The 25492-nt window shown below is 69.8% G+C and carries 18 protein-coding genes; 14 read left to right on the top strand and 4 right to left on the bottom strand.

Annotated features, from left to right (window positions below):
* Positions 1 to 5 precede the first annotated feature (5 nt).
* The 3 genes from C3V41_RS09245 to serC all read right to left on the bottom strand — a co-directional run bounded on the left by C3V41_RS09245 (position 6) and on the right by serC (position 4053).
* Complete coding sequence (locus C3V41_RS09245) at positions 6 to 1490, bottom strand: MFS transporter (RefSeq protein WP_106110018.1); 1485 nt, start codon at positions 1488 to 1490, stop codon at positions 6 to 8.
* Between the two features lie 80 nt (positions 1491 to 1570).
* The gene (locus tag C3V41_RS09250) at positions 1571 to 2749 is read right to left on the bottom strand and encodes a phosphoglycerate dehydrogenase (RefSeq protein ID WP_106110019.1); all 1179 of its coding nucleotides are present in this window, start codon (positions 2747 to 2749) and stop codon (positions 1571 to 1573) included.
* Positions 2750 to 2970: 221 nt separating this feature from the next.
* Complete coding sequence (serC, locus tag C3V41_RS09255; RefSeq protein ID WP_106110020.1) at positions 2971 to 4053, bottom strand: 3-phosphoserine/phosphohydroxythreonine transaminase; 1083 nt, start codon at positions 4051 to 4053, stop codon at positions 2971 to 2973.
* Between the two features lie 374 nt (positions 4054 to 4427).
* On the opposite strand from serC, the gene C3V41_RS09260 reads away from it, so the two are divergent.
* Positions 4428 to 5081 (top strand): DUF6318 family protein, encoded by a 654-nt coding sequence (locus C3V41_RS09260; protein ID WP_254423740.1) that lies wholly within the window; start codon positions 4428 to 4430, stop codon positions 5079 to 5081.
* A gap of 239 nt (positions 5082 to 5320) precedes the next feature.
* On the top strand, positions 5321 to 5920 hold the full coding sequence (locus C3V41_RS09265) for a zinc transporter (RefSeq protein ID WP_129591545.1): 600 nt from the start codon (positions 5321 to 5323) through the stop codon (positions 5918 to 5920).
* 259 nt (positions 5921 to 6179) lie between these two features.
* Here C3V41_RS09265 and C3V41_RS09270 read toward each other — a convergent pair whose 3' ends face one another.
* Complete coding sequence (locus C3V41_RS09270; protein WP_106110023.1) at positions 6180 to 7679, bottom strand: CCA tRNA nucleotidyltransferase; 1500 nt, start codon at positions 7677 to 7679, stop codon at positions 6180 to 6182.
* Between the two features lie 490 nt (positions 7680 to 8169).
* On the opposite strand from C3V41_RS09270, the gene C3V41_RS09275 reads away from it, so the two are divergent.
* From C3V41_RS09275 to C3V41_RS09330, 12 genes are all read left to right on the top strand, one after another.
* Positions 8170 to 8691, top strand: a complete 522-nt coding sequence (locus C3V41_RS09275; RefSeq protein WP_106110024.1) for an NUDIX hydrolase — start codon at positions 8170 to 8172, stop codon at positions 8689 to 8691.
* Positions 8688 to 11048, top strand: a complete 2361-nt coding sequence (locus tag C3V41_RS13170) for a DUF6049 family protein (RefSeq protein ID WP_165271626.1) — start codon at positions 8688 to 8690, stop codon at positions 11046 to 11048. Before C3V41_RS09275 ends, C3V41_RS13170 begins: the two co-directional genes overlap by 4 nt.
* A 54-nt stretch (positions 11049 to 11102) precedes the next feature.
* A complete protein-coding gene (locus tag C3V41_RS09285; protein WP_106110784.1) occupies positions 11103 to 15179 on the top strand; it encodes a murein biosynthesis integral membrane protein MurJ in 4077 nt (1358 codons plus the stop codon).
* Between the two features lie 105 nt (positions 15180 to 15284).
* Entirely contained in the window at positions 15285 to 16208 is a 924-nt protein-coding gene (trxB, locus tag C3V41_RS09290) for a thioredoxin-disulfide reductase (protein ID WP_106110025.1), read from the top strand.
* Between the two features lie 97 nt (positions 16209 to 16305).
* Positions 16306 to 17538 (top strand): carboxylate--amine ligase, encoded by a 1233-nt coding sequence (locus C3V41_RS09295; protein WP_106110026.1) that lies wholly within the window; start codon positions 16306 to 16308, stop codon positions 17536 to 17538.
* Between the two features lie 136 nt (positions 17539 to 17674).
* Positions 17675 to 18643, top strand: coding sequence for a lipid II:glycine glycyltransferase FemX (locus C3V41_RS09300; RefSeq protein ID WP_368033258.1), 969 nt, complete (start codon positions 17675 to 17677; stop codon positions 18641 to 18643).
* A 348-nt stretch (positions 18644 to 18991) separates the two neighbouring features.
* A complete protein-coding gene (gene trxA / locus C3V41_RS09305; protein ID WP_106110028.1) occupies positions 18992 to 19327 on the top strand; it encodes a thioredoxin in 336 nt (111 codons plus the stop codon).
* 103 nt (positions 19328 to 19430) lie between these two features.
* Positions 19431 to 19880 carry a hypothetical protein gene (locus C3V41_RS09310; protein WP_106110029.1) on the top strand — a complete coding sequence of 150 codons (450 nt, stop codon included), beginning with the start codon at positions 19431 to 19433 and terminating at the stop codon, positions 19878 to 19880.
* 219 nt (positions 19881 to 20099) lie between these two features.
* Positions 20100 to 21596 carry a threonine synthase gene (gene thrC, locus C3V41_RS09315; RefSeq protein WP_106110030.1) on the top strand — a complete coding sequence of 499 codons (1497 nt, stop codon included), beginning with the start codon at positions 20100 to 20102 and terminating at the stop codon, positions 21594 to 21596.
* A 317-nt stretch (positions 21597 to 21913) separates the two neighbouring features.
* The gene (locus C3V41_RS09320; RefSeq protein WP_165271627.1) at positions 21914 to 22153 is read left to right on the top strand and encodes an Imm1 family immunity protein; all 240 of its coding nucleotides are present in this window, start codon (positions 21914 to 21916) and stop codon (positions 22151 to 22153) included.
* Positions 22154 to 22599: 446 nt separating this feature from the next.
* Positions 22600 to 23544: an NADP-dependent oxidoreductase gene (locus tag C3V41_RS09325; RefSeq protein WP_106110032.1), complete on the top strand. Its 945-nt coding sequence runs from the start codon at positions 22600 to 22602 to the stop codon at positions 23542 to 23544.
* Between the two features lie 779 nt (positions 23545 to 24323).
* A complete protein-coding gene (locus C3V41_RS09330; RefSeq protein WP_254423742.1) occupies positions 24324 to 25490 on the top strand; it encodes an aminotransferase-like domain-containing protein in 1167 nt (388 codons plus the stop codon).
* Positions 25491 to 25492: the final 2 nt, after the last annotated feature.

The following is a 25492-nucleotide window of genomic DNA, read 5'->3' on the forward strand; positions in this document are numbered from 1 at the left end:
GACTCCTAGCGGACCACCGCCCCCGGCCCGGATCCAGGTCCGCGCCCGCGCTGGTACCTGGGCCCGGGTCTACGCTGGCACTCCGGCCCGCGCCCGGACCCGCCGCACCGGTGCACGCCCCACCGGCGCACGCTCCACCGGTAGGCCGGCGCCACCACCCACACCGCGGCCACAAGGGCCGCCTGGACTCCGCGCGACCAGCCGACGTCGGGCATGACGAGGACCGCCACCCCGGCTGCCAGGCACTCGGCGGCGTTGAACAGGACGTCGTAGAGGGAGAAGGCCCGGCCGCGGTAGTCGTCGGAGGTGTCCGTCTGGACGATCGTGTCCACGGCGATCTTGGCGCCCTGCACCCCGACCCCGAAGACGAACAGCCCGGCCGCCATGCCCTCACGGGTGTGTCCGGCCACCAGGAGCACCTGCCCCAGGCTGCCTCCCAGCAGGCAGGCCACCACCCAGGTGGGTGGGCTGACGCGCTCCTGGGCCAGCGGGGTGAGGACGACGGCCAGGCCGTGCCCGACAAGCATCGCTCCCATGAGGGTGCCGAAGACGGCCAGGCCCGCGTCGGCGTCGGCGGGGTCGGCGAGGAGGTTGCGGGAGGCCAGGATAATGGTCACGAGCTCCAGGCCGTAGACGAGCCGGTAGGCGCCCATGACCCCCAGGGCGAGCGCCGGGGTGCGTCGGGACAGCAGGTGCCGGACGGCGTCGGCCAGGTCGCGGACCGTGCCCGTGGTACCGGTGCCTGTGGTGCCGAGCCCCCGGGCGGTGTCCTCCGGCTCGCTCCGCCGCTGGGCCCCGAAGGCCCCGGCGGTCCCGGCCCCGGCAGCCCCGGCGGCCCCGCCCCCGGTGGACCGCGCCCTGGTGAGCCAGTCGGGGCCCAGCTCGTCGCGGCCCAGGCGACTCACGACCCCGGCGGAAGCGACGTAGAGCCCCGCGGCGGTCAGGAGGCTGGCGACGTCCTGGGCGTCCGCTGGCAGCGTGAGCCGCAGGAGGAGGCCGATGACCGCCCCGGCGGCCGTGGCCGCCCCACCGAGGGTCGGCACCAGGGAGTTCGCGGTCAGGAGCCGGTCGGCGTCCACCACGTGGGGCAGGCTCGCGGCGAGGGTGGCCAGGAGGAAGCGGTTGACCCCCAGGGCCGCGAGGACCAGGAGGTAGACCACCACCCCGGCGCCCGCGCCCCGTATGACCACGGCCGTGGTGAGGATGAGCCCGGCGCGCACGAGGTTCATGGTCATGAGGGTGCTGCGTCGTCGGAAGCGGTCAATGAAGGGACCGGTGAAGGGGCCGACCACGCTGAAGGGCAGGAGCATGACGACCAGGGCGGCGGCGACGTCGCCCGTGCTCGTGGCGTTCTGGGGAGCGAAGAAGAAGAGGGTGACCAGGCCCACCTGGACCATGCCGTCACCGGTCTGGGAGATGAGGCGGGTGGCCAGGAGGATCCGCAGGCCGCGCGAGGCGGCCAGATCCCGCAGGTCGTCTCGCAGTCGCACGCCCCCAGGCTACGCGCCCAGGGCAGTCGTTTGCGGACGCTACTGGCGTAGCGGATACCTACCCCAGGCAGGCGCCCCTCTCAGACCAGACGGGCGGACAGGACGCCGTTAATCCCGCACAGCTCGTCCAGGAGCCCGGAGGCCACCTCCCCCTCGACGTCCACCAGGGTGACCGCCAGCTCACCGCGGGACTTATTGAGCAGGTTGGCAATATTCTGCCCGTGCTGGGCCACAATGGTGGAGACCTGACCCACCATATTGGGTACGTTGCGGTTGACAATGACAATACGTCGGGTGCCGGGCTCGCGCGACATGACGGCCTCGGGGAAGTTGACCGAGTTGTGCACCTGCCCGTCCTCCAGGAAACCGCGCAGGGAGTCCACCGCCATCATGGCGCAGTTGCGCTCGGCTTCCTTGGTAGAGGCCCCCAGGTGCGGCAGGGAGATGCACCTGGGGTGCTTGTGGACGGCCGTGGAGGGGAAGTCGCACACGTACCCGCCCAGCTTCCCCTCGTCCAGGGCGGCCACGACGGCGGCGGTGTCCACGATCTCAGCGCGGGCGAAGTTGAGCAGCACCGCGGTATCCTTCATGAGGGCGATCCGCTGGGTACTCACCAGGCCGCGGGTCGAGTCAATGAGGGGAACGTGCACGGTGAGGATATCGGCCTTGCGGAACACGTCCTCAATAGAGTTGGCGCGCTTGACGTCGGCGGACAGGTGCCAGGCGTGCTCCACGCTAATGGCAGGGTCGTATCCAATGACCTTCAGCCCCAGACCCAGGGAGGCATTAGCCACCTGGACGCCGATGGCCCCCAGCCCAATGACCCCCAGGGTACGCCCGGGCAGCTCGAACCCGACGAACTTCTTCTTTCCGGCCTCCACGGCCCGGGCGATGGCGTCGTCGTCACCGGCGAGGGTGTGGGCGAAGCGGGCGGCAGGAATAAGGTGGCGCGAGGCAATGAACAGGCTGGCCAGGACCAGTTCCTTGACGGCATTGGCATTGGCGCCCGGGGTGTTGAACACCGGGATACCGCGCTCAGTCAGGGAGGTCACCGGAATATTATTGGTGCCGGCCCCGGCACGGGCCACCGCGAGCACGGATCCGGGGACCGCGGAGTCGTGGAGGAGGGCGGAGCGCAGCAGCAGGGCGTGCGGATCCTCCACCGATCCGCCTACCTCGTAGCGGTCGTCGGGGAAGCGTGCCAGCCCCTTGCCGGAGATGGCGTTGAGGGTGCGGACACGGAACTGCTTGGAGGTCATGGTAGGTCCTTCTCTTTGAAGACAGTGTTTGTTTGCGGGTAATGGTGAGGCGGACACCCCCTCGCCGGGGCGGCAGACGGGGCCGAGCAGGACGCAGGCAGGGGGTGTCGCATCGCACCCGGTGCCGCGACGGGGCGCCAGGTCCCGCGCGGCCGGGCACCGCAGTACCGGGCCCCATGCCGCCAGGTCCCACGCCGCCGCACCGCGCAGAGCCAGCCAGCTCAGCCGTGGGTGCGTTCGAACTCGGCCATGTAGTCAATAAGGGCCGTCACGCCCTCCATGGGCATGGCGTTGTAGATGGAGGCCCGCATACCTCCCACGGAGCGGTGGCCCTTGAGGTTGGTCAGCCCGGCTGCTAGCGCCCCGGCCAGGAACTCGGCGTCGAGGGCGGGGTCGGCCAGGGTGAAGGGGACGTTCGTCCAGGAGCGCGAGCGCTCCTCAACGGGGTTGGAGTAGAAACCGGAGGAGTCAATGGCCGCGTAGAGGGCGGCGGCCTTGGCCTGGTTGCGCTCCCCCATGGCGGTCAGCCCGCCGGTGTCCTCAATCCAGTGGGCGACGAGTCCCAGGAGGTAGACGGAGAAGGTGGGCGGCGTGTTGAGCATGGAGTTGGCGGCGGCCATCTTCGTGTAGTCCAGGACGCCAGGGGTAATGGTGCGGGCGCGGCCCAGCAGGTCCTCGCGGACAATGACCACGGTCAGCCCCGAGGGACCCATGTTCTTCTGGGCGCCGGCGTAGATGAGACCGAAGCGGCCCACGTCCAGGGGGCGGGAGAGGATCGTGGAGGAGAGGTCCCCCACGAGGGGCACGTCCCCGGCGTCGGGGACATTGGGGAACTCCACCCCGCCAATGGTCTCGTTGGGCGTGTAGTGCAGGTAGCGGGCGGTGGCGGGGACCTCGTAGGAGCCGGGGTCGGGCGTGGTGGTGTAGGAGGAGGCGGACTCGTCGGCGCTCACGACGACGTCGAGGTCGTAGGCACGGGCCTGCTTAATGGCCTTGGTGGACCACTGGCCGGTGTTGAGGTAGGCGACCGTGTCCCCCGCGGTAGTGAGGTTCATGGGGACGGCGGCGAACTGGGCGGTGGCCCCGCCCTGGAGGAACAGGACGCGATAGCTCTCGGGCACGGCGAGGAGTCGGCGCAGGGTGGTCTCGGCGTCGACGGCGCAGGCCACGAAGTCCTTCTCGCGGTGGGAGACCTCCAGGACGCTCATGCCCGAGCCGCCCCAGTCGGTCAGCTCGGAGGCGGCCCGCTCCAGGACGGGCAGGGGTAGCTGGGCGGGGCCTGCGGAGAAGTTGTAGACGCGCATACGGGCATCCTCACCCATTCTCACCTAGTGGGCAATTCAAGTTCAGAGAGCGGAACGGTCTGGCCGTGAGACGACGCCGAGGCGCCAGGCGCAGAAGACCGAGGCGACGACGCCCGGGACCGACACCGATACCACGCCCGAGCAGGAGCACAGTTGAATGTCCGGGTGGGGTGTGGGACGTGGGTCCTGGTTTGGGGGGTGTGGGTGTGGGGGTGTCTGGGATTCTGGTGTGTGGTGGTTGTGGTGTGTGTGCGTGGGTTGGGTGGTGGTGTTATGGTGGTGTGTGTCGTCTGGTTGGCGGTGGGGTTGGTCGTGGTGGCGCTGGTGCCGCCGGGGCCGCCCCTGGTGTTCCCGAGCGTGTGAGGGGGGTCGTGATGGTGCGGTCCGGGTCGTGGGTGCCTGTCCTGGTGGTGGTCATGGTGGCCTCCGGTGTGGCGGGGTGCTCCGGTGGGGCTGGTGCGGGGGCGTCGCCGAGTGTGGATCCCTATGAGGTGGGTGCCAGTGCGATGGCGGCGGCGGCCTCTGCGTCGGCCAGTGCGCGGGCCAGTCGTGACGCGGCCCTGGGGCCGGACCTGGTGGCCAGGCGCGAGGCGGCCCTGGCCACACCACCACCGGAGCGGCCCGAGCAGATCAGCGAGGACACCACCGAGGGCGCCGCGACCGCGGCCGCCTACTTCATTGACCTCTACCAGTACGCCTTCGTCACCGGCGACACCACGGACTTCGCGGCCATGAGCGAGCAGCGGTGCGTCTTCTGCAACAGCGTCATCGACGACGCCAAGAAGATCCACGACAGCGGCGGGTGGGCCGACCCATGGGACAGCACGGTCACGGCAGTCCGGGTCTACGAGCAGAACCCCGGCTACGACTACATCCACGTAGAGATCGACATGCAGTGGGCGGAGGGAACCTCGTACGACGGAGATGGGACACCGAAGACGACAGACTCCAGAGACTTCACCCTCATTATCGCAATGCGCTACGTAAACGGAAACTGGACGATCGGGGAGTCCGAGGTAAAGAAATGATGGGCACTATAACCTACGCTGCCGTGATCGTGTTGACACTCCCCGTCACCCTTCCTATGCCAGGCGGGGGAGGATCTGACAGTTCGCCAACTACGGATATCGGGGGCAGAGCTCAGGGGCAGTCAATTACCTTGTACGGTGACCAGTACACCCGGGTAGATCCGCCCGCGGGGCCGTCCGGGTCCGGCTCGGGCGGCTCGGGCTCTTCCGGATCCGGATCGTCCGGGTCCGGTGGCGTGGTGGCGGCGTACTCCGACCCGAGCGGGGGGCGGTTCCCCTCGTGCGAGTTCGTGGGCACGTTCACCCGTTATAAGCGGGGCGGCTTCTTTAAGTGCCGCTTCGACCGCGCCTCCGAGCCCGAGCCTGCGCCGGCTGCGGTGCCGGTGGTGGTCTCGGCCAGGGACGTGGCGTCCCTGATGGTGGAGGGGTCGGGTATCACCCGCCAGCCCCCGGGTTCCACGGCCCGGGTGGACGTGGACCTCATCGCCTACACCGACCCCTCCACCCGCTCCCTGTCCACCACCGTGGCCGGCACCCTGGTGGAGGTGGAGGCCACGCCCGCCTCCTACCACTGGGACTGGGGGGACGCCACCACCACGACCACCACCAGCCCCGGCGCCCCCTGGCCCCACCAGACCCTGACCCACCGCTACCACCACCCCCAGACCGGCGTCCACCTCACCCTGACCACCACCTGGACCGCCCGCTACCGCCCCCAGGACGGAACCTGGCACGACGTCCAAGGCACCGTCACAACCACCCAGATATCCGACACCTTCAACCTAGTAGACACCACAACACACCTCACCGACCACGCAGAACACAAACAAGGACACTAGACAACCCCCGCACCCACGCCCCGTACAACACGCACCGCTCGTGACAGGCACCGAGCCTGGATCCTCAGCGCGGTACACCACCCCCACAGGCAACAAGTACCGTTCTCACGAGCAACAAGTACCGTTCTCACGAGCAACAAGTACCGTTCTCACGGCCAACAAGTACCGTTCTCACGAGAGGGTGCGAGGCAGCACACCAGCGGCCAGCCCCACCCCACCGCCCGCACTCACCGCCGCACCCGCACCCCACCGCCCGTACTCACCGACGCGCTGCCCACCAGGAGCGCAGAGCCTGACGAGCCGCCTCAGGACCCACCGGCCCCTTCTCCATACGCAGGTCCAACAGGAAACGGTAGGCCTCCCCCACTACCGGACCCGGCTCCAGACCCAGTTCGGCCATAATCTGACCGCCGTCGAGCTCGGGGCGGATGGCGTCAAGCTCCTCCTGCCTGGACAGGGCGGCAATGCGTGCCTCCAGGTCGTCGTAGGCGTGGGAGAGCATGGCGGCCTTGCGCCGGTTGCGGGTGGTCACGTCGGCACGGGTGAGACGGTGCAGACGCTCCAGCAGCGGCCCGGCGTCGGTGACGTAGCGACGCACCGCGGAGTCCGACCAGGCGGCGTCGGCGTAGCCGTGGAAGCGCAGGTGCAGCTCCACCAGGCGGGAGACGTCCTTGACGGTCTGCTTGTCAAAGCGCAGGGCCCGCAGGCGCCTGGCGGTCATGCGCGCCCCCACGTGGTCGTGGCCGTGGAAGGTGACGGTCCCGTCGGGCAGGAACCGGCGCGTGGCGGGCTTGCCGATGTCGTGCAGCAGAGCCGCCAGGCGCAGCACCAGGTCCGGGGCGGGCACGGGGCCCTCGGGCCCGGTCTCCAGGTCCATGGCCTGCTCCAGGACGGTCAGGGTGTGCTCGTAGACGTCCTTGTGACGCCGGTGCTCGTCCACGGTCTCACGCAGGGAGGCCACCTCCGGCAGGACGACGTCGGCCACACCGGTGTGCACCATGAGCTCCAGGCCCCGGCGCGGCCACCGGCTGGTCAGGAGCCGCTCCAGCTCGGCCCGGATCCGTTCGGCGGAGACAATGTCCAGGCGCGGGGCCATCTCCGCCATGGCGTCCATCACGTCCATCTCGACGTCGAAGCCCAGCTGGGAGGCGAAGCGCGCGGCCCGCATTATGCGCAACGGGTCGTCGTCGAAGGACTGGACGGCGCCCACCGGGGTGCGCAGGACGCCCGCCTCCAGGTCCGTCAGACCCTCGTGGGGGTCCACGAGCTCCAGGTCGGGCAGGCGCAGGGCCATGGCGTTGACGGTGAAGTCGCGGCGGCTCAGGTCCCCGGTCAGGGTGTCGCCGTAGGAGACGGTTGGCTTGCGCGAGCCCACCTCGTAGGCCTCGGTGCGGTAGGTGGTCACCTCCACGACCGTCTCGCCCCGGCGTGCGCCAATGGTCCCGAAGTCCTTTCCGACGTCCCAGGTGGTGTCGCCCCACTGGGTGAGGATCCTCTCCGTCTCCTCGGGTCGCGCGGAGGTGGTCAGGTCCAGGTCGTGGGGCGCCACCCCCAGGAAGGCGTCCCGGACCGGGCCCCCGACCAGTGCGATCTCGTGCCCGGCGCGCGTGAAGAGGTGCCCCAGGACCGCCAGGGCCACGGGCAGGTGCTCCAGGGCGGCGCGGGCGGTCGCGGTCAGGCCCCGGTCGTCCACCGGGGCGGAGGCAGCCACCCCGGGCTCGACGGCGTCGCGGGGGTTGTCATGCGTGGGCTCAGTCATCAGGGCAAGCCTGCCACGAACCGACTCGGGGGCGCCCCGGGCACGCCCGCGGGCACAGGAGCAGACGACCCCCACCCGGGAGCGCACCCGCGCAGGCGCGCCTGCCAGTCAGGCCTACCGGGCACCAGCCGGACCCGGTAACGGCTGGACCCCCCCAGGGCATCACCTCTTGTCGCCGCAAACGGCTGCGCCACTGGGCCGCCGGGCCCCGCCAGCAGGGCGTCGCCCAGGCTCAACAAACCCGCCAGATGAGTCAGCTGGCCGGACCCCACACCAGCGCCCCCACCGGTGCCCCTCACTAGCACCCCCACAAGAGACAGCGCACAAACGCGCACCTACCTGCTCCAACGACCAGCGGCACGACCCTCCCGCAGCCGGACGCACCCCCGCACCGGGACGGGCCGCATCCCGAGCCGCGCCCCGTCCCCGCAGGCACGTCTCACGGATCGGTCCAGCAGGCCCTTTCCGCCCGACCACCTAGACTGCCTCTATGCCCTCTCACCGCACTCGCTCACCCCGCGCCGCCATACCGGCGCGACACGGCGGTGCGCGAAACCTGCCGGTAGTGGACGAGACCAGTGCCGGCGGGCTCATTGTGGAGGTCCAGGGGGGCCGGGCGGCAGTCGCCGTCATCGCCCGGCGCAACCGGGGCGGACGCCTGGAGTGGTGCCTTCCCAAGGGCCACCTGGAGGGCAGTGAGACCCCCGAGCAGGCAGCGGTTCGCGAGATCGCCGAGGAGACGGGAATCACGGGTCGGGTCCTCAAGCACCTGGCTACTATCGACTACTGGTTCGCCAGCAGCGACCACCGCGTCCACAAGGTGGTCCACCACTTCCTCCTGGAGGCCACGGGTGGGACGCTGACCACCGAGAACGACCCCGACCACGAGGCCGAGGACGTCGCCTGGGTAGACATCGACCAGGTCGCCCGCCGTCTGGCCTACCCCAACGAGCGCCGGATCGTGGCAGCTGCGCGCTCGATCCTCGTCGGTGACAGGAGCACCTCCTCATGACACGGCAGTGGAGTATACGTCGCGCAGCCAGGTTCCTGTGCGGGATCACCGCGAGCCTGGCCCTGGCCCTGGCGCCCTCGGTCTGCTGCGCCGCCCAGCCCGGCCTACCGCCATCACAAGCCCCAGTGACCCAGCCTGGCCTACCGCCGTCGCAGGCCCTGGCCGCCCAGTCCGCCCCCGCCGCGGGCACGGCCCCCTCACAGGCCCCCCTGGTGGAGGGCGAGGTGACCCTCAGAGTGGACGCCCTGGCCCCCGAGGTCCTCACCAAGGGCCAGGACCTGACCGTCAGCGGCACCATTACCAACGGCACCCAGGAGACCCTGGACAGGGCCGCCCTGAGCGTCCAGGTGCAGGACCACACCGAGATCATCACCACCGACCTGGAGTCCTGGCTGGCGGACGAGCGGGAGAGCTCCCTGACCACCTCCCTGACCCAGGACCTGCACGCCCCCGTCCCACCGGGGGCCACCGGCACCTTCAGCGTCACCGTCCCCGCCGCCGACCTGCCCCTGTCCAGCACCCGGGAGTGGGGGCCCCGCGGCGTCCAGGTCAGCCTGGCCCAGGGCGCCACCACCGTGGCCAAGGACCGCAGCCTGCTCATCTGGTCCAGCGACGCCACCCCGAGCAGGGCCACGGGCGTGACCACCGTCATACCGGTCACCGCCTCGCCCTCCGAGCTCATCGCCCTGAGCACCGTCGCCCTGTCTCCCCCCGCCTCCACCGAGTTCAGCACCCAGCCCGCCGACTCAGCCACTGTCCTACCCACCCAGGATCCCGCCCCGGCGCCCTCAGGGGTGACGACCACCGTGGAGCGGCTGCGCCAGCGGGTGCTGGGGCTGCTGGCGCTGGCGGGCGACGGCGTCGTCCTGGCCGTGGACCCGGCGCTCCTGAAGGCCCTGGGTGTCCCGGCCACACCGCCCCCGGGAAGCGGGCAGGCCACGGCCTCACCCACCCCCGCGGAGACCCCCTCCGCCGAGCCCTCCCCCACGACGCCCTCCCCCAGCTCCACAGCCACCTCCACGGCCTCCCCCGGGGCCAAGTACGCCTTCCCCGCGACCGACCCCCTGACGGCGGCGCTGACCAAGGCCGTGTCCGCCGGGGAGGTGATCGCCCTGCCCTGGAACGACGCCGACGTCCCAGCCCTGGCGCACCTGGGGGAGACGGATCTCATTAGCTCGGCGTTGGAGCGCTCCGCCTCCTCCCAGACGGTCGCCGCCGGGGCGGCCACGGACACCGCCTGGGTGGAGGATCTGGACAGCCAGACCCTGAGCGCGCTGCCCGCCTCCACCACCACCCTCATCGCCCCGGCGTCGGCGGCCCCGGTGGCCGAGGACCTGACCTACACCCCGAGTGGGACGACCCTCATTGACGACCGCGTGGTCCTCCTGTCCGACCCCAGCCTGTCCCAGGCGCTGGCCTCCACCTTGAGCACCGGCAGCTCCCGGTCCCCGCTGTGCGAGCTGGACTCCCGCCAGCTCCTGCGCGGCCTGTCCGCCATTATCACCCGCCAGGCCCCGGCCCTGAACCGGAACCTGGTCGTCACCCTGGGTCGGGGGGCCGCCACGAACCCCCAGGCCCTGGGACGGCGCCTGGAGGCGCTCATGGGCAACAGCTGGTCCGAGCCCCGGACCCTGTCCAGGGTCGTGTCCGACACCCGCGCCAGCCAGAACCTGGTGGAGCGTCAGGACCTGGCGCAGCAGTCCGTGTCCCAGACCGAGCTCAGCACCAGCGAGCTGGAGCAGGCACGTGATGTAGAGCATACGCTGGGCTCGATCGTGGGGGTGCTGGCCTCACCGACCACCCAGCTGGAGGGGGTCACCCAGGTCGTCTCGACCGTGACCTCCACGGTCTGGCGCGACGACCCCTCCGGACGCCAGAGGGCCCTGACCGCCGACCACCAGGTGGGCACGCGGATCACCCAGTCCCTGGGCGCGGCGCCGTCGAGCACCATTAACCTCATTGCCCAGAGCGCGGACGTGCCGGTGCGGATCACCTCGTCCCTCAACCAGGCGGCCACGGTCCAGGTGCGCATCTTCTCCTCCTCCACCAGGCTCCAGCCCCTCAAGCCGGTCACCATCACGGTCCCGGCCCGCGGCGGGGCGGTGGCCTCCCTGCCGGTGAGCGCCGTGGGCAGCGGTGACGTGAACCTGACCATCCACATCCTGGCCCCAGACGGTACCGTGGTGGGTACACCCGCCATCCTGCACATGCGGGTACGGGCGAACTGGGAGAGCAGAGGCGTGCGCGTGGGCGCCTCGGCCCTGGTTATCCTGCTCGTCGTCGGCGTCGTGCGGACCATCCGCAGCGGACGCCGTCAAGGGCCCCGGTCTGCCGCGGCCCCCCACCCGGCCACATGAGGAGGCAGCGTGAGCCGCACCCCCCAGAACTCACTCGCCCGGTCCAGCGCGGTCATGTTCGCGGGAACCCTGACCAGCCGGATCCTCGGGTTCGTGCGCAACGCGCTGCTGGCGGTGGCCCTGGGCGCCACCGCCTCCGGGGCGGCGGACGCCTTCAACACCGCCAACGCCCTGCCCACCCAGCTCTACAACCTGCTCATTGGCGGCATCCTCAACGCCGTCCTGGTGCCGCAGATCGTACGGGCCCTGCGGCAGAAGAACGGCGACGAGCTGGTCAACCGGCTCCTGACCGCCGCGGGGACCCTCATACTGGCCGTCACCGTCCTGCTGACCATAGCCGCCCCGCTGGTCATTATGGTCTACGCCTCGGGGCTGGAGGCCTGGCTGCCGGTGGCCTACGGGTTCGCCTTCTGGTGCATGCCCCAGATCTTCTTCTACGGCCTGTACGCCCTGTGGGGGCAGGTGCTCAACGCCCGCTCCAGCTTCGGGCCGTACATGTGGTCCCCGGTCCTGAACAACATTATCTCCATCGCCTCCCTGCTGGCCTACATGCAGATCTACCAGTCCTACCAGGGCAGCGAGACCCCGGCCGACTGGGGCGTGGCCAGGATCGCCCTGGTGGCGGGCACCGCCACCCTGGGGATCGTCATCCAGGCCGTGGTGCTCTACCTGCCCCTGCGCCGTATCGGCTTCAGGCCCCGGGTCGTCTTCGGGGTCAGGGGGATCGGCCTGGGGCAGACCTCCAAGGTGGCCTCCTGGGCGCTGCTGGGCGTGTTCATCGCCTCCCTGGGTGACTGGGCGACGACGAACCTCGGCTCCCTGGCCGTGACCGCCGCCAGGGAGCCCGCGTACGCCGGGGTGGTCGTGCCCTCCACCACCATGTACGCCAACGCCCTCCTGGTCTACATGCTCCCCCAGTCCCTGGTGACCACCTCCATTATCACCGCCCTGTTCACCCGCATGAGCGAGAAGGCCGCTGCCGGGGACGGGGAGGGGGTCCGTGACGACCTGTCCCTGGGGCTGCGCTCGGTGGCCGTGTTCACCATGCTGGCCAGCGCCGGGATCGTGGTGCTGTCCGCCCAGGCCCTGCAGGCCTTCGTGCCCTCGATCTCCACCGCCGAGGCCGTGGGCTCGGCACCGGTCCTCATCGCCCTGGCCCTGGGGATCGTGCCCCAGGGGGTGTGGTTCACGACCCAGCGGGTCATGCTCGCCTACGCCGACACCAAGCGGCTGCTCCTGGCCGACCTGGTGGCCGGCGTCACCCCGGTCGTGGCCTGCGTGGTGGCCTACTTCCTGGCCCCGGCCAACCTCTGGATGGTGGGGGCCGCCGTCGGCTCCTCCCTGGGGCTGGTCGCCGCCTCGGCCGCCATCGTCCCGCTCATGCGCCGCCACATCCCCTCCCTGGACGGCCGCCGGGTCCTGAGCACCTACCTGCGCCTGGGCATGGCCGCGCTGGGAGCGGCGGCGGCGGGCACGGGCGTGCGCCTGCTGCTGGGGCCGGCCGACGGCTCCATGACGGGCACCCGCGCCCTGGACGCCCTGGTGCAGATCGCCGTGGTCGCCACGGTCATGACCGTGGTGTACCTGGCGGTCGGCCGCGTCCTGCGGGTGAGTGAGCTCAGCCTCCTGTTCACGCGCCTGGCCCGGATCCTGGCGCTCCTGGGCCGCCTGCTGCCCGGCGCCCTGGGCGCCGCGGTGCTACGGGCCTCCCAGGCCCTGGATCCGACGACGTCGGCGCCCACTTCGCAGGGGCCGGTAGCCAGCGCGGACGGAGCAGCCGGGGTGACCGCGGCTGGCGTAGCCGCGGACGGGGCGAGGGCAGGCGGGACGGCCGCGCACGCCGGGGCCCTGCCCGGTGGGGCCCGGCAGGCCGCGGGTGGGGCGGCCACCGGTGTCCTGCAGGCCACCGGTGTCCTGCAGGCCACCGGGGCCCCACAGGCCGCAGGGGTCCCACAGGGAGAGGCCTCGTTGCCGCCCCGCACGAGGTCGGCGGTAGCGCCGTCAGGAACCCGGAGGACCGGAGCGACCCGTACCACCGGGCACTCCGTCAGCGCCCCGACGGGCTCGCTGCCCCCCAGCATCCCGGTGCGCCCCGGCGCCCCCACGACCCCCGGGCCCTCCGAGGGTCACCCACCGGCACAGCCGGCTGTGGCGTCGCCCTATGCTGTCGGTAACACTGCGGTACGACGCCCCTCTGAGGTTACGATGGGATCACAGTCAGCGCGCCACCAAGCAAAGAGGAGGGCCCGCATGAGCACCATGACTCCACTGGGTTCCGGGCGCTACGCACTCGGGGAGGCTCTCCCCGCCACCTTGCCACGGATCGTGCGCCACCTGGGCGTGGACACGATCCTGGACCGCGACGTCATGATCCTGACGCTGACGGACGCCACCCCCCACCGGGCCGAGGTCCTGGAGGCGGCCGCCCGCGCGGTCCTCATCACCGACTCACGGGTCCAGCGCGTCTACGACGTGGAGGAGGGATCCGTCACCTTCATTGTCACCGAGCCGCCCGAGGGCGTCAGCCTGGCCGAGCTGGTGCGCCGGGGCGTCAACCCCGCCCAGGCCCGCACCATTATCGGGGAGGTCGCCAGCGCCCTGGAGTCGGCCTCCCGCCGCGGCCTGCACCACCTGGGTCTGGGCCCGGACTCGGTGCGTCTGCGCCGCCACGGCCAGGTCCAGGTCCTCGGGCTGGGGGTCGACGCCGCCGTCCTGGGCCGCGAGGGGGGCGTGAACTTCGACCCCCTGGCCGCCGACCGGACCGACGCCAAGGGCCTGGTCAGCCTCCTGTACTACCTGCTGACCAAGCGGTGGCCCGGAAAGCGCTCGGGGATCCCCTCGGCCCCCATGGGCGCGAGCGGACCGGTACCGCCCTCGCGCCTGGACCCTGACTGGGACCCGTCCGACCGTGACCTGGAGGCCCTTATCGCCCGGACCTGGGGCGGTCACCCGCCGCTGTCGGCAGCGGAGGTCGCCCGGTCCCTGGGGCGGTGGGACTCCCGTTCCCTGCTGCCGCTCCTGCCCGCCCCGGACCCGGAGCCGGCCGCCCCGCAGGACCGGCCGGCCGAGTCCTTCCTGGCCACCACCAAGGCCGTGGCCCTGGAGGCGGCCTCACGCTACGGCGACCCGGTCCCGGTCCCTCCGCGCCAGCCGGCCCCCGCCCAGGGCGACGCCCAGGCCCCCCAGGCCCCCCAGGGCGCGGGCACCCAGACCCAGGGCGCCGCCCCGCAGGCGCCCGCCACCGCGCCCCCGGAGCAGCTGCCGGCCCAGATCCCACCCCGGACCCGCCCGGCGGTGGAGACCCCGTACTCCAACCCGGTGCCGCCGTCGATCCCCCCGAGCGCGCCGCCGGCCCAGCCCGAGCCCGTCGCCGCCCCGCCCTCCCGGCCCGCCGACGGCAGGAACCCCACGCAGACGTGGTCGGCCTCCCAGGCCCGTGGGGCCGCCGTGGCCGCGACCCCGGAGCGGGTCGAGGACGACGAGGAGAGCTCCCGGTCGGTGAGCCGCACCTCCACGGTGGTCCTCGTCTCCCTGGTGGCGCTGGTCCTCGTGGGCGCGTTCTTCGCGGTGAGCAACCTCCTCCAGCTCGCCGGCGTGCGACTGACCGACGACGACGTCCCGGCGGCCAAGACCGTCCCCAGCACCTCGACGTCGAGCACGCAGGCGCCCGCCGCCACCACCAGCAGCAGCGACGACAGCACCAAGCCGACGCCCTCCTCGGCGCCGGTCAAGGTCGCGGGGGCCAAGAGCCTGAGCGGGGACCACCCCGAGCTGGAGAGCCGCCTGACTGACGGCGACACCTCCAAGGAGTGGTTCTCCCAGTGGCACCGGGACCCGGGCATGGACGGGGGGACCAAGTCCCTGGCCGTGACCCTGGAGCAGAAGGCAACCGTCTCGGGCATCGACATCCAGGGCACCGGGGCGGGCGGCCACGTCCAGATCCGGGCCACCAGCCCCGACGACCCCGAGGGCGGCACCCTCCTGGCGGAGGGCGAGTTCACCCAGGGCACCACCACCTTCAACTTCCAGAAGCCTACCGAGACCAGCACGGTGGTCCTGCTGGTCACCCGGCTGCCCAAGTCCTCCGACGGCGAGAACAAGCTCACTATTACGGAGATCACGCTCCGATAGGAGGATCCGTAGGAATCGCCGTCACCTGCCGGAGGTTGTGTCCATGTCCTGCCGGGCCCGCGAGGCCAAGCAGGCGGTCAGCACCTGCGCACCCTCAGGAGAGTCATGATCCACGACGTCGTCATCGTCGGCTCCGGCCCGGCCGGCTACACGGCCGCGATCTACGCCGCCCGCGCCGGGCTGGACCCCCTGGTGCTGGCCGGCTCGGTCACCGCCGGCGGCGCCCTCATGAGCACCACCGAGGTGGAGAACTACCCGGGGTTCGTCGAGGGGATCCAGGGCCCTGAGCTCATGGGCCGGATGCAGGAGCAGGCCGAGCGCCTGGGTGCCGAGATCCGCTACGAGGACGTCACCGGCCTGGAGCTGGTCGGTGAGGTCAAGCGCGTCACCACCGACGACGGCGTCCACGAGGCCCGCACCGTCATCGTCGCCACCGGCAGCGAGTACCGCAGGCTCGGCGTGGAGGGGGAGGACCGCCTCTCGGGGCACGGGGTGTCCTACTGCGCCACCTGTGACGGCTTCTTCTTCAGGGACCGGCCGATCGTGGTGGTGGGCGGCGGGGACGCGGCCATGGAGGAGGCCCTGTTTCTGGCCCGTTTCGGCTCCTCGGTCACGGTGGTGCACCGCCGCGACGCCCTGCGCGCCTCCGCCGCCATGGCCCGGCGCGCCCTGGACGACCCCCGGATCACCTTCGCCTGGAACTCCCGGGTGGTGGGCCTGGGCGGGCAGGAGGCCCTGGAGTCGGTCACCCTGGAGGACACGCTCACCGGGCAGCGCCGCCAGATCCCGGCCGCCGGCCTGTTCGTGGCCATTGGCCAGATCCCCCGCACCGAGCTCGTCAGGGACGTCCTGGAGCTGGACGACGCCGGCTACGTCCGCGTCGAGGCCCCCAGCCAGCGCACCAACGTCCCCGGGGTCTTCGCCTGCGGCGACGTGGCCGACCCCCACTACCAGCAGGCGATCACGGCAGCGGGATCCGGGTGCCGGGCCGCCCTGGACGCCGAACACTACCTGGCCGACCACGCCTGAGCCGTACCCCACCCGCACGTCGGGGGCCGTCTGATCTATCCTGGGCAGACGGCCCTCCCGTCTGCCCGGGAGGGTGCCGCACTAGCTTGGAGGCCACATGAGTCACGTTCGTCCGGTCGTCCTGGGGGGGGACATCGGCGTCTACGCCATCGCCCGCCAGCTCCACACCGCCACCACCAGTCGCGTGACGGTCCTGTCCCCCGCCCCGATCGAGGCGATCAGCCTGTCCTCCTACATCGACGTCGTCCCCCTGCCCGAGGAGCCCACCGAGGAGGACACCATCGCGGCCCTCCTGGAGGTCGCCGAGGACCTGGGCGAGGACGAGCGCGCGGTGGTCATGGCCAACACCGACCACCAGGCCGCCCTCCTGGCCCGCCACCGTCACCTGCTGGAGCCCGCCTACGCGGTCCCCTTCCCCCCCAGCGAGGTGATCGACGCCGTCTCGGACAAGACCTCCTTCTCCGCCCTGTGCGCCTCGGTGGGGGTGGACACCCCCCGCCAGGTCGTGGTGGACATGTCCGACTGCGACGATCCGGGCTGGGCCGCCCCGCAGATCGACATGCCCTTCCCGGTGGTGGCCAAGGCCGCCGTCGGGGAGGCCTACGACGCGGTCTCCTTCCCCGGCAAGCGCAAGATCTGGTTCATGGACGGCCCCCAGGAGCTGGAGTCCCTGTGGCAGGACCTGCGTCAGGCGGGCTTCCGCTCCACGTTCGTGGTCCAGGAGCTCATCCCCGGTGACAACACGGCCATGCGCTCGGTGACCACCTACGTGGACTCCGCCAGACGGGTGACGCTCATGGGCTCGGCCCGGGTGCTCCTGGAGGACCACGCGCCCACCATGATCGGCAACCCGGTGGCCATGGTCACCGAGCCCTTCCCCGAGATCTGGGAGGCCGCCGAGCGGATCCTCACGGCCGCCGGGTACCGGGGCTTCGCCAACTTCGACGTCAAGATCGACCCCCGCGACGGGCGCGCCCTGTTCTTCGAGGTCAACCCGCGTATCGGGCGCAACTCCTTCTATATGACGGCCGCCGGGGCCAACCCCATGGTCCCCATGATCGAGGACCTCATTGGGGGGCGTCGCCTGGTGCGCCGCAACGTGACCCGGGAGGTGCTCTACTCCCTGGTGCCCGGACGCCTGCTCATGCACTACCTGCGCGACCCCGAGCTGGCGCAGCGGGTGCGGGGCCTGCTGGGCGACGCCGTGGACCCCCTGCGGGACCCCAGCGAGCGCTCCCAGCGCCGCCGTCTGGTGGTGGAGGCCCAGCGCCTCAACCACTACCGCAAGTTCGCCCGCTACTACCCCGACCCCACCGACCAGTCCTACTGACCTCCCCACCTAAGCCCGACCCGTTAAGCCCGACCCGAGAGACAGAAGGTTCCACGTGTCCAGTGAGCGTCAAGAGACCCTCCGCCGGCTCCGCCCGCAGGAGGCGCACGAGCTGATCCGTCACCGCGAGATGCCCATGGAGCAGACCATTCCGTGGGAGGCCTTCGAGGCCGCCCGGGGCAACCAGGTCTGGGGCCGGTACGTCTACGAGGACGGCGGCGTCGTCGTTGCCTACGTCATGTTCCTGGTCTACGAGATCGTGGGACGGCGCTTCCTGTGGGCCAAGCACGGGCCGGTGTGGTTCAAGGAGCAGTCCCCCGAGCGTGAGGCGCACCTGCGTGAGCTCCTGCAGGCCGAGGTGCGACGGCGGGACAAGTCGGTGGTGTTCCTGCGCCTGGCCGCCGCCTTCAGCGCCCCGGACCTGCACCCGCTGCTGAACTCGATCACCTACGACCACACCTATATCGCCGACCTCAGCCCGCGTGACCCCGAGGCCATTGCCGCGGCCATGCCCAAGGACGGTCGCCGCGGGGTCCGTCGCGCCCAGCGCGTGGCCGCGGCGGCAGGGGCCACGTTCGCCGACGAGAGCGACCTGAGCCGCCACGAGTTCGAGAAGGTCTACCAGGTGCTGACGGAGACCGCCGAGCGGGACGGGTTCACCCCGCACCCCAGTGAGGTCTACTGGCAGATGCTGACCTTCCTAGGCCCCAAGCACGCGCGCCTGTTCGTCATGCGTGACGCCCAGGGCAAGCCCCAGGCCTGGAACCTCATTACGATCTACCAGCGGCACACCTGGGCCTACTACGGAGCCTCCTCCAACGAGTCCCGGGCCTACCGGGGCGCCGAGGCCCTGGACTGGTGGTGCATGCGGACCCTGGCTGACGAGGGCTGCGTGTCCTACGACCTCATGGGGGCCGGGTCCGTGCGGGTGCCCGAGCTCTACAGCGTGGGTCAGTACAAGAAGCGCTACGCCCAGCGCGTCACGGAGGTCGACGGCAGCTGGGACATGCCCCTGCGGTCCTCGGCCTTCCTGGCCCTGCGCAGCGCCAAGGAGGCCAAGGGCCACCTGCGCAGCCTAGCCACCCGGGCACGCTCCTCAAGCTGACACCCGCCCCACCTCGTCCTCCCCTCCCCCTCTTCCGCGAGAACGGTACTTATTGCTCGCGAGAACGGTACTTATTGCTCGTGAGAACGGGGGGTTCACAGGATGCTCACAGGTACGGTCTGTGGTACGCCCGCGGACCGCACTGGTTCCCATTAGGCCGTGGCATCCTGTAGGAGACACCTGCTGGCCCCACGGGACGCGGCCGGTAGAGGGCTGGCGCGGAACCTGTGCGATATACAGGAACCCGTGCAGGCTGTGGGACACATAGCACCCGGTCCCGCGAGCAACCGCCGGTTACTGCCGCCCGCGAGAACAGGTGCCGTCATAACAGGCTCGAAAGGAATACTTATGCCCTCCGCCCTTGCCGTCACCGACTCCTCCTACGACGTCGAGGTCGCCCGGTGCGACCTGCCGGTCGTCATAGACTTCTGGGCCCAGTGGTGCGGCCCCTGCCGCCAGATGTCCCCGGTGGTAGACGAGGTCGCGGGCGAGCTCGCCGGTCGGGTGAAACTCGTCATGGTCAATGTGGACGAGAACCCGGTCACGACCCGTCTGTTCGGTATCCGCTCCCTGCCGACCTTCGCCGTCGTACGCGCCGGTGAGGTGGTCACGCAGTTTCAGGGCAGCTACCCCCGGGCCAGCTTCAGGAAGAAGGTCGAACGGGCCCTGGGCCAAGACTCCTAGGAGCACCACACCACCTCGTCTCGGTGGCAGGGCACGTCCCCGCTGCCGGTGTCCGGGACGTCTAGGCTGACACGCGGAACCGTCCCCGTCCTGGAGGTGTACCGTGCAGCAGACACGTAACCGGGCTAATGACGAGCTGGTGGTCGCGCTGATCGCGCAGGTAGGTGAGCGGTACCGCACCTACTGGGACCAGGAGCTGGTACCCGCACCCACCGGCGAGGTGGAGACGGCGACCGCCTGGGTCAGGGAGCACCTGGGTGCCGAGGTACCGGCGGCACTGCTGGGGTTCTGGCAGCTGACGGACGGCTGCGGCATGAACGGCGCGAACCTGTACGGGCCAGCCGAGATGGTGGAGACCACCGGGCTGTACGTGGCGGACTACCCGCGCTACCTCATGGTGGGCGACTACGAGGACGGTCCGCTGTACGTCTACGACCTTGACGCCCGGGACTGGCAGACCCTGGAGCAGGGGGACCTCGACGCCGGACCACGGGGCTACGCGGCCCCGGTTCAGGGACCTGGTAGCCGTACTGGTCCCGCTCATGCTCGGTGAGGCCGGGGAGGGGTGGTGACCACGCGCCGCAGCCAGCCCGCCCCACCAGGCGCGCGCCGGTTGCGGCCCAATGCACCGGCCCCTTAGGATGAGCGGGCTCGCACCCCGGGACGGTGTCCGCCACGGCCTTCGGCCGGTCTGCGACGCGGCGTGCCCGGGCGGCGCCCGAGGACGTCACCGTGGGCGCCGATCCTTGCACACCTTCCAGGAAGGCCCGGCATGCAGTTCGTCTCCACCCGCGGGGGCATGGACCCTGTCAGCTTCTGCGATGCCCTCCTCATGGGGCTGGCCCCTGACGGCGGCCTCACCGTCCCCGAGGCCCTGCCCCGGATCGACGCCGCGCAGCTGGAGGCCTGGCGTCCCCTGACCTACCCTGAGCTGGCCGCACAGGTCATCGGCCTGTTCGCCACAGACGTCCCCGGCGAGGACCTGGCCGCCCTGACCGCCGCCGCCTACGGCCCCGAGCGCTTCCCCTCTTCGGTGGTCCCCCTGCGCTCCCTGGAGGCGCTGCACCCGGGCCTGCTCGTGGCAGGCCTGTCCGAGGGCCCGACCATGGCCTTCAAGGATCTGGCTATGCAGTTCCTCGGCCAGGCCGTCCCCTACGTCCTGGCCCGCCGCGGTCAGGTCCTCACAATCCTGGGGGCCACCAGCGGTGACACGGGCTCGGCCGCCGAGGAGGCCTTCCGTAGCCAACAGGGGGTCAGCGTCGTCATGCTCTCCCCCGCCGGGCGCATGAGCGAGGTCCAGCGCGCCCAGATGTACTCCATCGCGGACGACAATATCCATAACGTGGCCGTGCGCGGCGTCTTTGATGACTGCCAGAACCTTGTCAAGGCCCTCATGGGCGACGCCGACTTCAAGACCGCCCACCACCTTGGCGCGGTCAACTCCATTAATATCGGTCGTATTGCCGCCCAGGCCGTCTACTACGTGTGGACATGGCTGCGGGTCACCGACGCCGCACCCGAGGACGTCCGCACGGGCCTCCAGGTCGACGTCGCCGTCCCCAGTGGAAACTTCGGTAATATCTACGCCGCCTTCCTGGCCCGTTCCATGGGGGTCCCGCTGCGCCGCCTGGTACTGGCCACCAATGAGAACAACGTCCTCGACGAGTTCTTTTCCACCGGCGTTTACCGCCCACGCGGCGGTGCCGAGACCCTGGCCACATCCAGCCCCTCCATGGACATCTCCAAGGCCTCCAACCTGGAACGTTTCGTGGCCCAGGTCCTCGGGGAGGAGTTTATGCGGTACTGGACTCGTCTGGAGTCCGACGGCGTCCTGGACCTGTGTGACAGAATTGTCTCTCTGCGTCAGGAGCACGGGTTTATCTCGGGGACCTCTACCCACGCCGACCGGCTTGAGGCGATCCGCCAGGTCCACGCGGCCACAGGTGAGCTCATTGACCCGCACACTGCTGACGGCGTCACCGTGGCGCTGCGCGTCCTTAAGGCCGACGCCGCACCTGGCGCGGACAATGTACCTGGGGGTGACAGCCTCGACCAGGGCAGCTCCGCCCACGGGCGGCGCGTGCCTATGGTGGTCATGGAGACCGCCAAGGCCGCCAAGTTCGGGCACACGGTCACCGAGGCCCTGGGTGAGGAGCTGCCGGTGGCCGAGGTGGTCAGGGAATTGCTGGCCAGGCCGCAGCACGTCGTGGAGATCCCGGCCACCCAGGAGGAGCTCCGACCCCTGGTCGCCAGTTACGCCCAGCACTGACAGGTCCCAGGACCATAGCGCGGACAGGGCGGGATCTATTGTCCTGGTCGTGCCATGCGCTGGGGTAGCGGCCTCAGCCGGGCTGGCCTATCAGGCCGTCAACCGGATTGGTTAGAGGGGTTGCACATTTTTTTACAATCGGCAATCACAAAACAGCAATATGGTCATAAACTCTACTGTGACACCTCCGCCGACCGGTTTACTGAGGCAGAGGCGCCGACGTGGGGAGACGTAGAGAATGCGATAGAGACCGTTCGACGCCCCCTCACCTACGAGGCACCCCCGTTATCGAGCTCCTCCTGGGGAATATTAGCTGCGTGCTCATACATTTCGAGGGGGATGGGTGCACAGTTCCTTTTGGCAACGATACGGAGATGTTCTGGCCGGCTGCGGTGGTCGATGACGGCCAGGGCTTCCTTGAGTACGACTACCACGGCAGCTGGTCAGAGATCCCCAGAAGCGTGGAGGTGCCTCGCGAGCTGGCGATCAAGGCGTTCAGGCACTTCTTCACCCACGGAGACATACCGGAGACCGTGTTGCCGCTAGTGCGCGAGTAGGACGAGCCGTGATCGACAGCCGTGGCAGACCGTAGGAGAGGCCCAGGACGAACCGACAGGAGCAGGACGAATCCGCCACCGCCGAGAACGAACCGCGCCTCGTCTCAGTTATGCGGCGTGGTCGAGGCCATCTGATGCCACCACCGAGGACGAACCATGCGCGCGGGCCATGCCCCGCCTACCGCCGTCCTCACTGCCGAGGACAGAATGCACCCTATTTCACAGCATACTTTCAGACTCGCCTCTGAGCTGCACGTATACGTTATATCCCAGCATATCTGCAGATGATTCTATATCCTTGGTAAATAACGTTTCCGACCATGCTCGCCACCACGCCTCAGGTACTGCTTACCCCCCTCAGCACGAGGTGCCCGCACCCCACAGGGCGTGTCCGGGCACCATTATCAGCGCAACCACATACAGGACCAGAGCCAGGAGGACACACTATGACCCGAGCGATCCAGTACCAGCACTTCGGCGGCCCGGAGGTCCTGGAGATGACCGACGTCATTGACGCCGCCCCCGGACCCCACCAGGTCCGTGTGAGCACCAGGGCCGCAGGACTCAACCCGGTGGACTGGAAGGTATTCAGCGGGATGATCGGCAAGGACGCCTCGCACCTGCCACAAGGCGTAGGGCACGACTTCTCGGGCGTCGTGAGCGCAATCGGCAGCGAGGTCAGCAACCTCGCCGTCGGCGACGCCGTCTTCGGGACCCTCTGGGCGGCCCCTGGTCAGAGTCAGGTCGTCGGGGCCCTGTCTGAGCAGGTCGTGGTCAGTGCGGACGAGGTCCTGCGCAAGCCGGAGGCCCTCGGGTTCACCGAGGCCGCCGCCCTGGGCATTGTCGCCCTGACCGCCAGCGGCGCACTGCGTACGCTGGCGCTGACCAGCGACGACGTCCTCGTGGTCAGCGCGGCGTCCGGCGGCGTAGGCTCCCTGGCCGTGCAGCTCACCACCCACCGAGGCGTACCGGTCATCGGTATCGCCAGTGAGCGCAACGCCGACTACCTGCGTTCCCTGGGGGCGGTCCCCGTGGCCTACGGCGAGGGCCTGGCCTCCCGGATCCGCTCGGTGGCGTCACGCCCGGTCACCAAGCTGCTGGACTGCCACGGTCCGGAGTACGTCGACCTGGCCCTGTCGCTGGGCCTGGCACCCGAGGCCATTGGCACCCTGGTCCCCTCACCGGAGGCTGTCGCCAAGGGCGTCCACGTGACCGGTATGCGACACGCTGGCCCTGCTGACCTCAAGGAGGTAGCTGACCTGGTGGCTGGCGGTGTCCTGAAGATCCAGGTGGCCCACGTCTACCCGTTCGACGTCGAGTCGGTGCGTAGCGCGTACACCACCCTGCGTGAGGGCCACGTCCGAGGCAAGCTCGTCGTCACCATCGCCTGACAGCAGAAACAGGGGACGCGACGGTCCAGTGTGCCGACTTGGTGCGCCTCGCACCCCTGGCGTGACAGGGGCAGGGGGGTAAGGTGCTGCGGCGCTGATCCCTGTGCGCATCCGCCTTGCGTCCCCACTCGACAGGAGTGAGGCCGGGAGGGATGCTGCCGATCAACGTGCGCTCACGCCCCGCCTGACAGGAGTAGGAGCGAGCTGCACCTGCGGGTGGCGTTGTCCTGACCTCGTATCCCTGCCTGACAGGAGCAAGAGATCACCCTGTCGCGAAGGGTTAGTCCCGGCCGGGTAGGCACTGTCCGCGGTCGGATCATCCCTGCTCGCGCGAGGTTAACGAGGCCCTTGTGTCCCTGCCTGACAGGAGCGAGGGCCTGCGGGCAAGGAGAAGCTGGACCCTGCTGAGACGTGTCCCCCGACAGGAGCAGGGAGACAACTCCTCAGCGAATGGTCCTGGGGTCGTTGTTTCACGTGAAACAACGACCCCAGGACCAGCACACGGCTCCCGGCCCCTATAACGCCGCGACCACTTCCCGAGTCGCCACCGTCACCAGCACCGTTCCTCCCCGCTCCCTGGCGCCAAGTGGCAGACTGGGGCCCATGGGGGGTGGTCCCCCGACCGGAAAGGATCAGACGTGAGCAACGACGTCAAGGGAAACCGTCTCGACCCCTGGTTGGATAACTACGCAGCACGAGCCCACGGCCTGCGCGCGTCAGAGACCAGGTCTCTCTTCGCCGTCGCATCTCGTCCTGAGGTGGTCTCCCTGGCTGGCGGCATGCCCAATCTCAAGGATCTTCCTCTTGACGAGCTGGCCCAGGCTACCTACGACATGATCCGCAAGGACGGAGGTAAGGCCCTCCAGTACGGCAATGGTCAGGGCCTGCCCTCCCTTCGCGAGAAGATCCCTGAGGTCATGGCGCTGGAAGGTATTGACGCCGACCCCGAGGACATTATTATCACCACCGGCTCCCAGCAGGCCGTCGATATTATTACCGAGCTGTTCATTGACCCCGGTGACGTCATTCTCGCCGAGGCACCCACCTACGTCGGGTCACTCTCCATCTTCGCCACCTATCAGGCCGACGTCCAGCAGGTGCCGTTGGATGCTGACGGCGTCATCCCGGAGGCCCTGGAAGAGACCATGCTCCGCCTGGAGCGCGAGGGGCGCCGCGTCAAGTTCTTCTACTGCCTCCCCAACTTCCACAATCCCGCTGGAGTCACTCTTTCCGAGGAGCGTCGCCCTCAGGTCATTGAGATCTGCCGACGCCACCACGTCCTCATTGTTGAGGACAACCCTTACGGTCTGCTTGGTTTTAAGGGGCAGACATCCACCGCCCTCAAGACACTCGCTCCCGACGACGTCGTCTACCTCGGCTCCTTCTCCAAGATCTTCGCCCCCGGCTACCGAGTCGGCTGGGCGGTGGCACCTCCTGCCGTCCGTGAGAAGATGAAGCTCGCCTCAGAGGCCGCTATCCTCTGCCCCTCCTCCATGGGCCAGTACTCGGTGGCCATGTACCTGGAGAGCTTTGACTGGAAGCGGCAGATTGCGGAGTTCCGTAATATGTACTGTGAGCGTCGCGACACCATGATCGCTGCCCTCCATGAGTTTCTTCCTATGTGCTCCTGGAATGTACCGGAAGGTGGCTTCTACACGTGGGTACGGCTGCCCGAGGGCCTGGACGCCAAGAAAATGCTGCCTCGCGCCGTCACCAACCTCGTCGCCTACGTCTCCGGCACGGCCTTCTATGCAGGCGGACAGGCTGGTCGTGACCATATGCGCCTGTCCTTCTGCTACCCCGAGCCCGCAGATATCCGCCTGGGTGTCCAGCGTCTCTCCGAGGTCATTACCAGGGATCTGGAACTCGTCCGCATCTTTGGCCCTATCTCTTCCCGCAATGGCGACGCCGACGCCGTCGTCGGCCCCGCCCCCGACCAGATCTGAGG

The sequence above is a fragment of the Actinomyces sp. oral taxon 897 genome (genome assembly GCF_002999235.1).
Lineage (GTDB): Bacteria > Actinomycetota > Actinomycetes > Actinomycetales > Actinomycetaceae > Actinomyces.

Excerpts from the sequence above, each read along its gene's own strand:
- C3V41_RS13170 (WP_165271626.1), top strand. The coding sequence starts at position 8,688 with ATGACACGGCAGTGGAGTATACGTCGCGCAGCCAGGTTCCTGTGCGGG.
- trxB (WP_106110025.1), top strand. The coding sequence starts at position 15,285 with ATGATCCACGACGTCGTCATCGTCGGCTCCGGCCCGGCCGGCTACACG.
- C3V41_RS09270 (WP_106110023.1), bottom strand. The coding sequence starts at position 7,679 with ATGACTGAGCCCACGCATGACAACCCCCGCGACGCCGTCGAGCCCGGG.
- C3V41_RS09250 (WP_106110019.1), bottom strand. The coding sequence starts at position 2,749 with ATGACCTCCAAGCAGTTCCGTGTCCGCACCCTCAACGCCATCTCCGGC.
- serC (WP_106110020.1), bottom strand. The coding sequence starts at position 4,053 with ATGCGCGTCTACAACTTCTCCGCAGGCCCCGCCCAGCTACCCCTGCCC.
- trxA (WP_106110028.1), top strand. The coding sequence starts at position 18,992 with ATGCCCTCCGCCCTTGCCGTCACCGACTCCTCCTACGACGTCGAGGTC.
- C3V41_RS09285 (WP_106110784.1), top strand. The coding sequence starts at position 11,103 with ATGTTCGCGGGAACCCTGACCAGCCGGATCCTCGGGTTCGTGCGCAAC.
- C3V41_RS09325 (WP_106110032.1), top strand. The coding sequence starts at position 22,600 with ATGACCCGAGCGATCCAGTACCAGCACTTCGGCGGCCCGGAGGTCCTG.
- C3V41_RS09275 (WP_106110024.1), top strand. The coding sequence starts at position 8,170 with ATGCCCTCTCACCGCACTCGCTCACCCCGCGCCGCCATACCGGCGCGA.
- C3V41_RS09295 (WP_106110026.1), top strand. The coding sequence starts at position 16,306 with ATGAGTCACGTTCGTCCGGTCGTCCTGGGGGGGGACATCGGCGTCTAC.
- C3V41_RS09300 (WP_368033258.1), top strand. The coding sequence starts at position 17,675 with ATGGAGCAGACCATTCCGTGGGAGGCCTTCGAGGCCGCCCGGGGCAAC.
- C3V41_RS09260 (WP_254423740.1), top strand. The coding sequence starts at position 4,428 with ATGGTGCGGTCCGGGTCGTGGGTGCCTGTCCTGGTGGTGGTCATGGTG.
- C3V41_RS09330 (WP_254423742.1), top strand. The coding sequence starts at position 24,324 with ATGCCCAATCTCAAGGATCTTCCTCTTGACGAGCTGGCCCAGGCTACC.
- thrC (WP_106110030.1), top strand. The coding sequence starts at position 20,100 with ATGCAGTTCGTCTCCACCCGCGGGGGCATGGACCCTGTCAGCTTCTGC.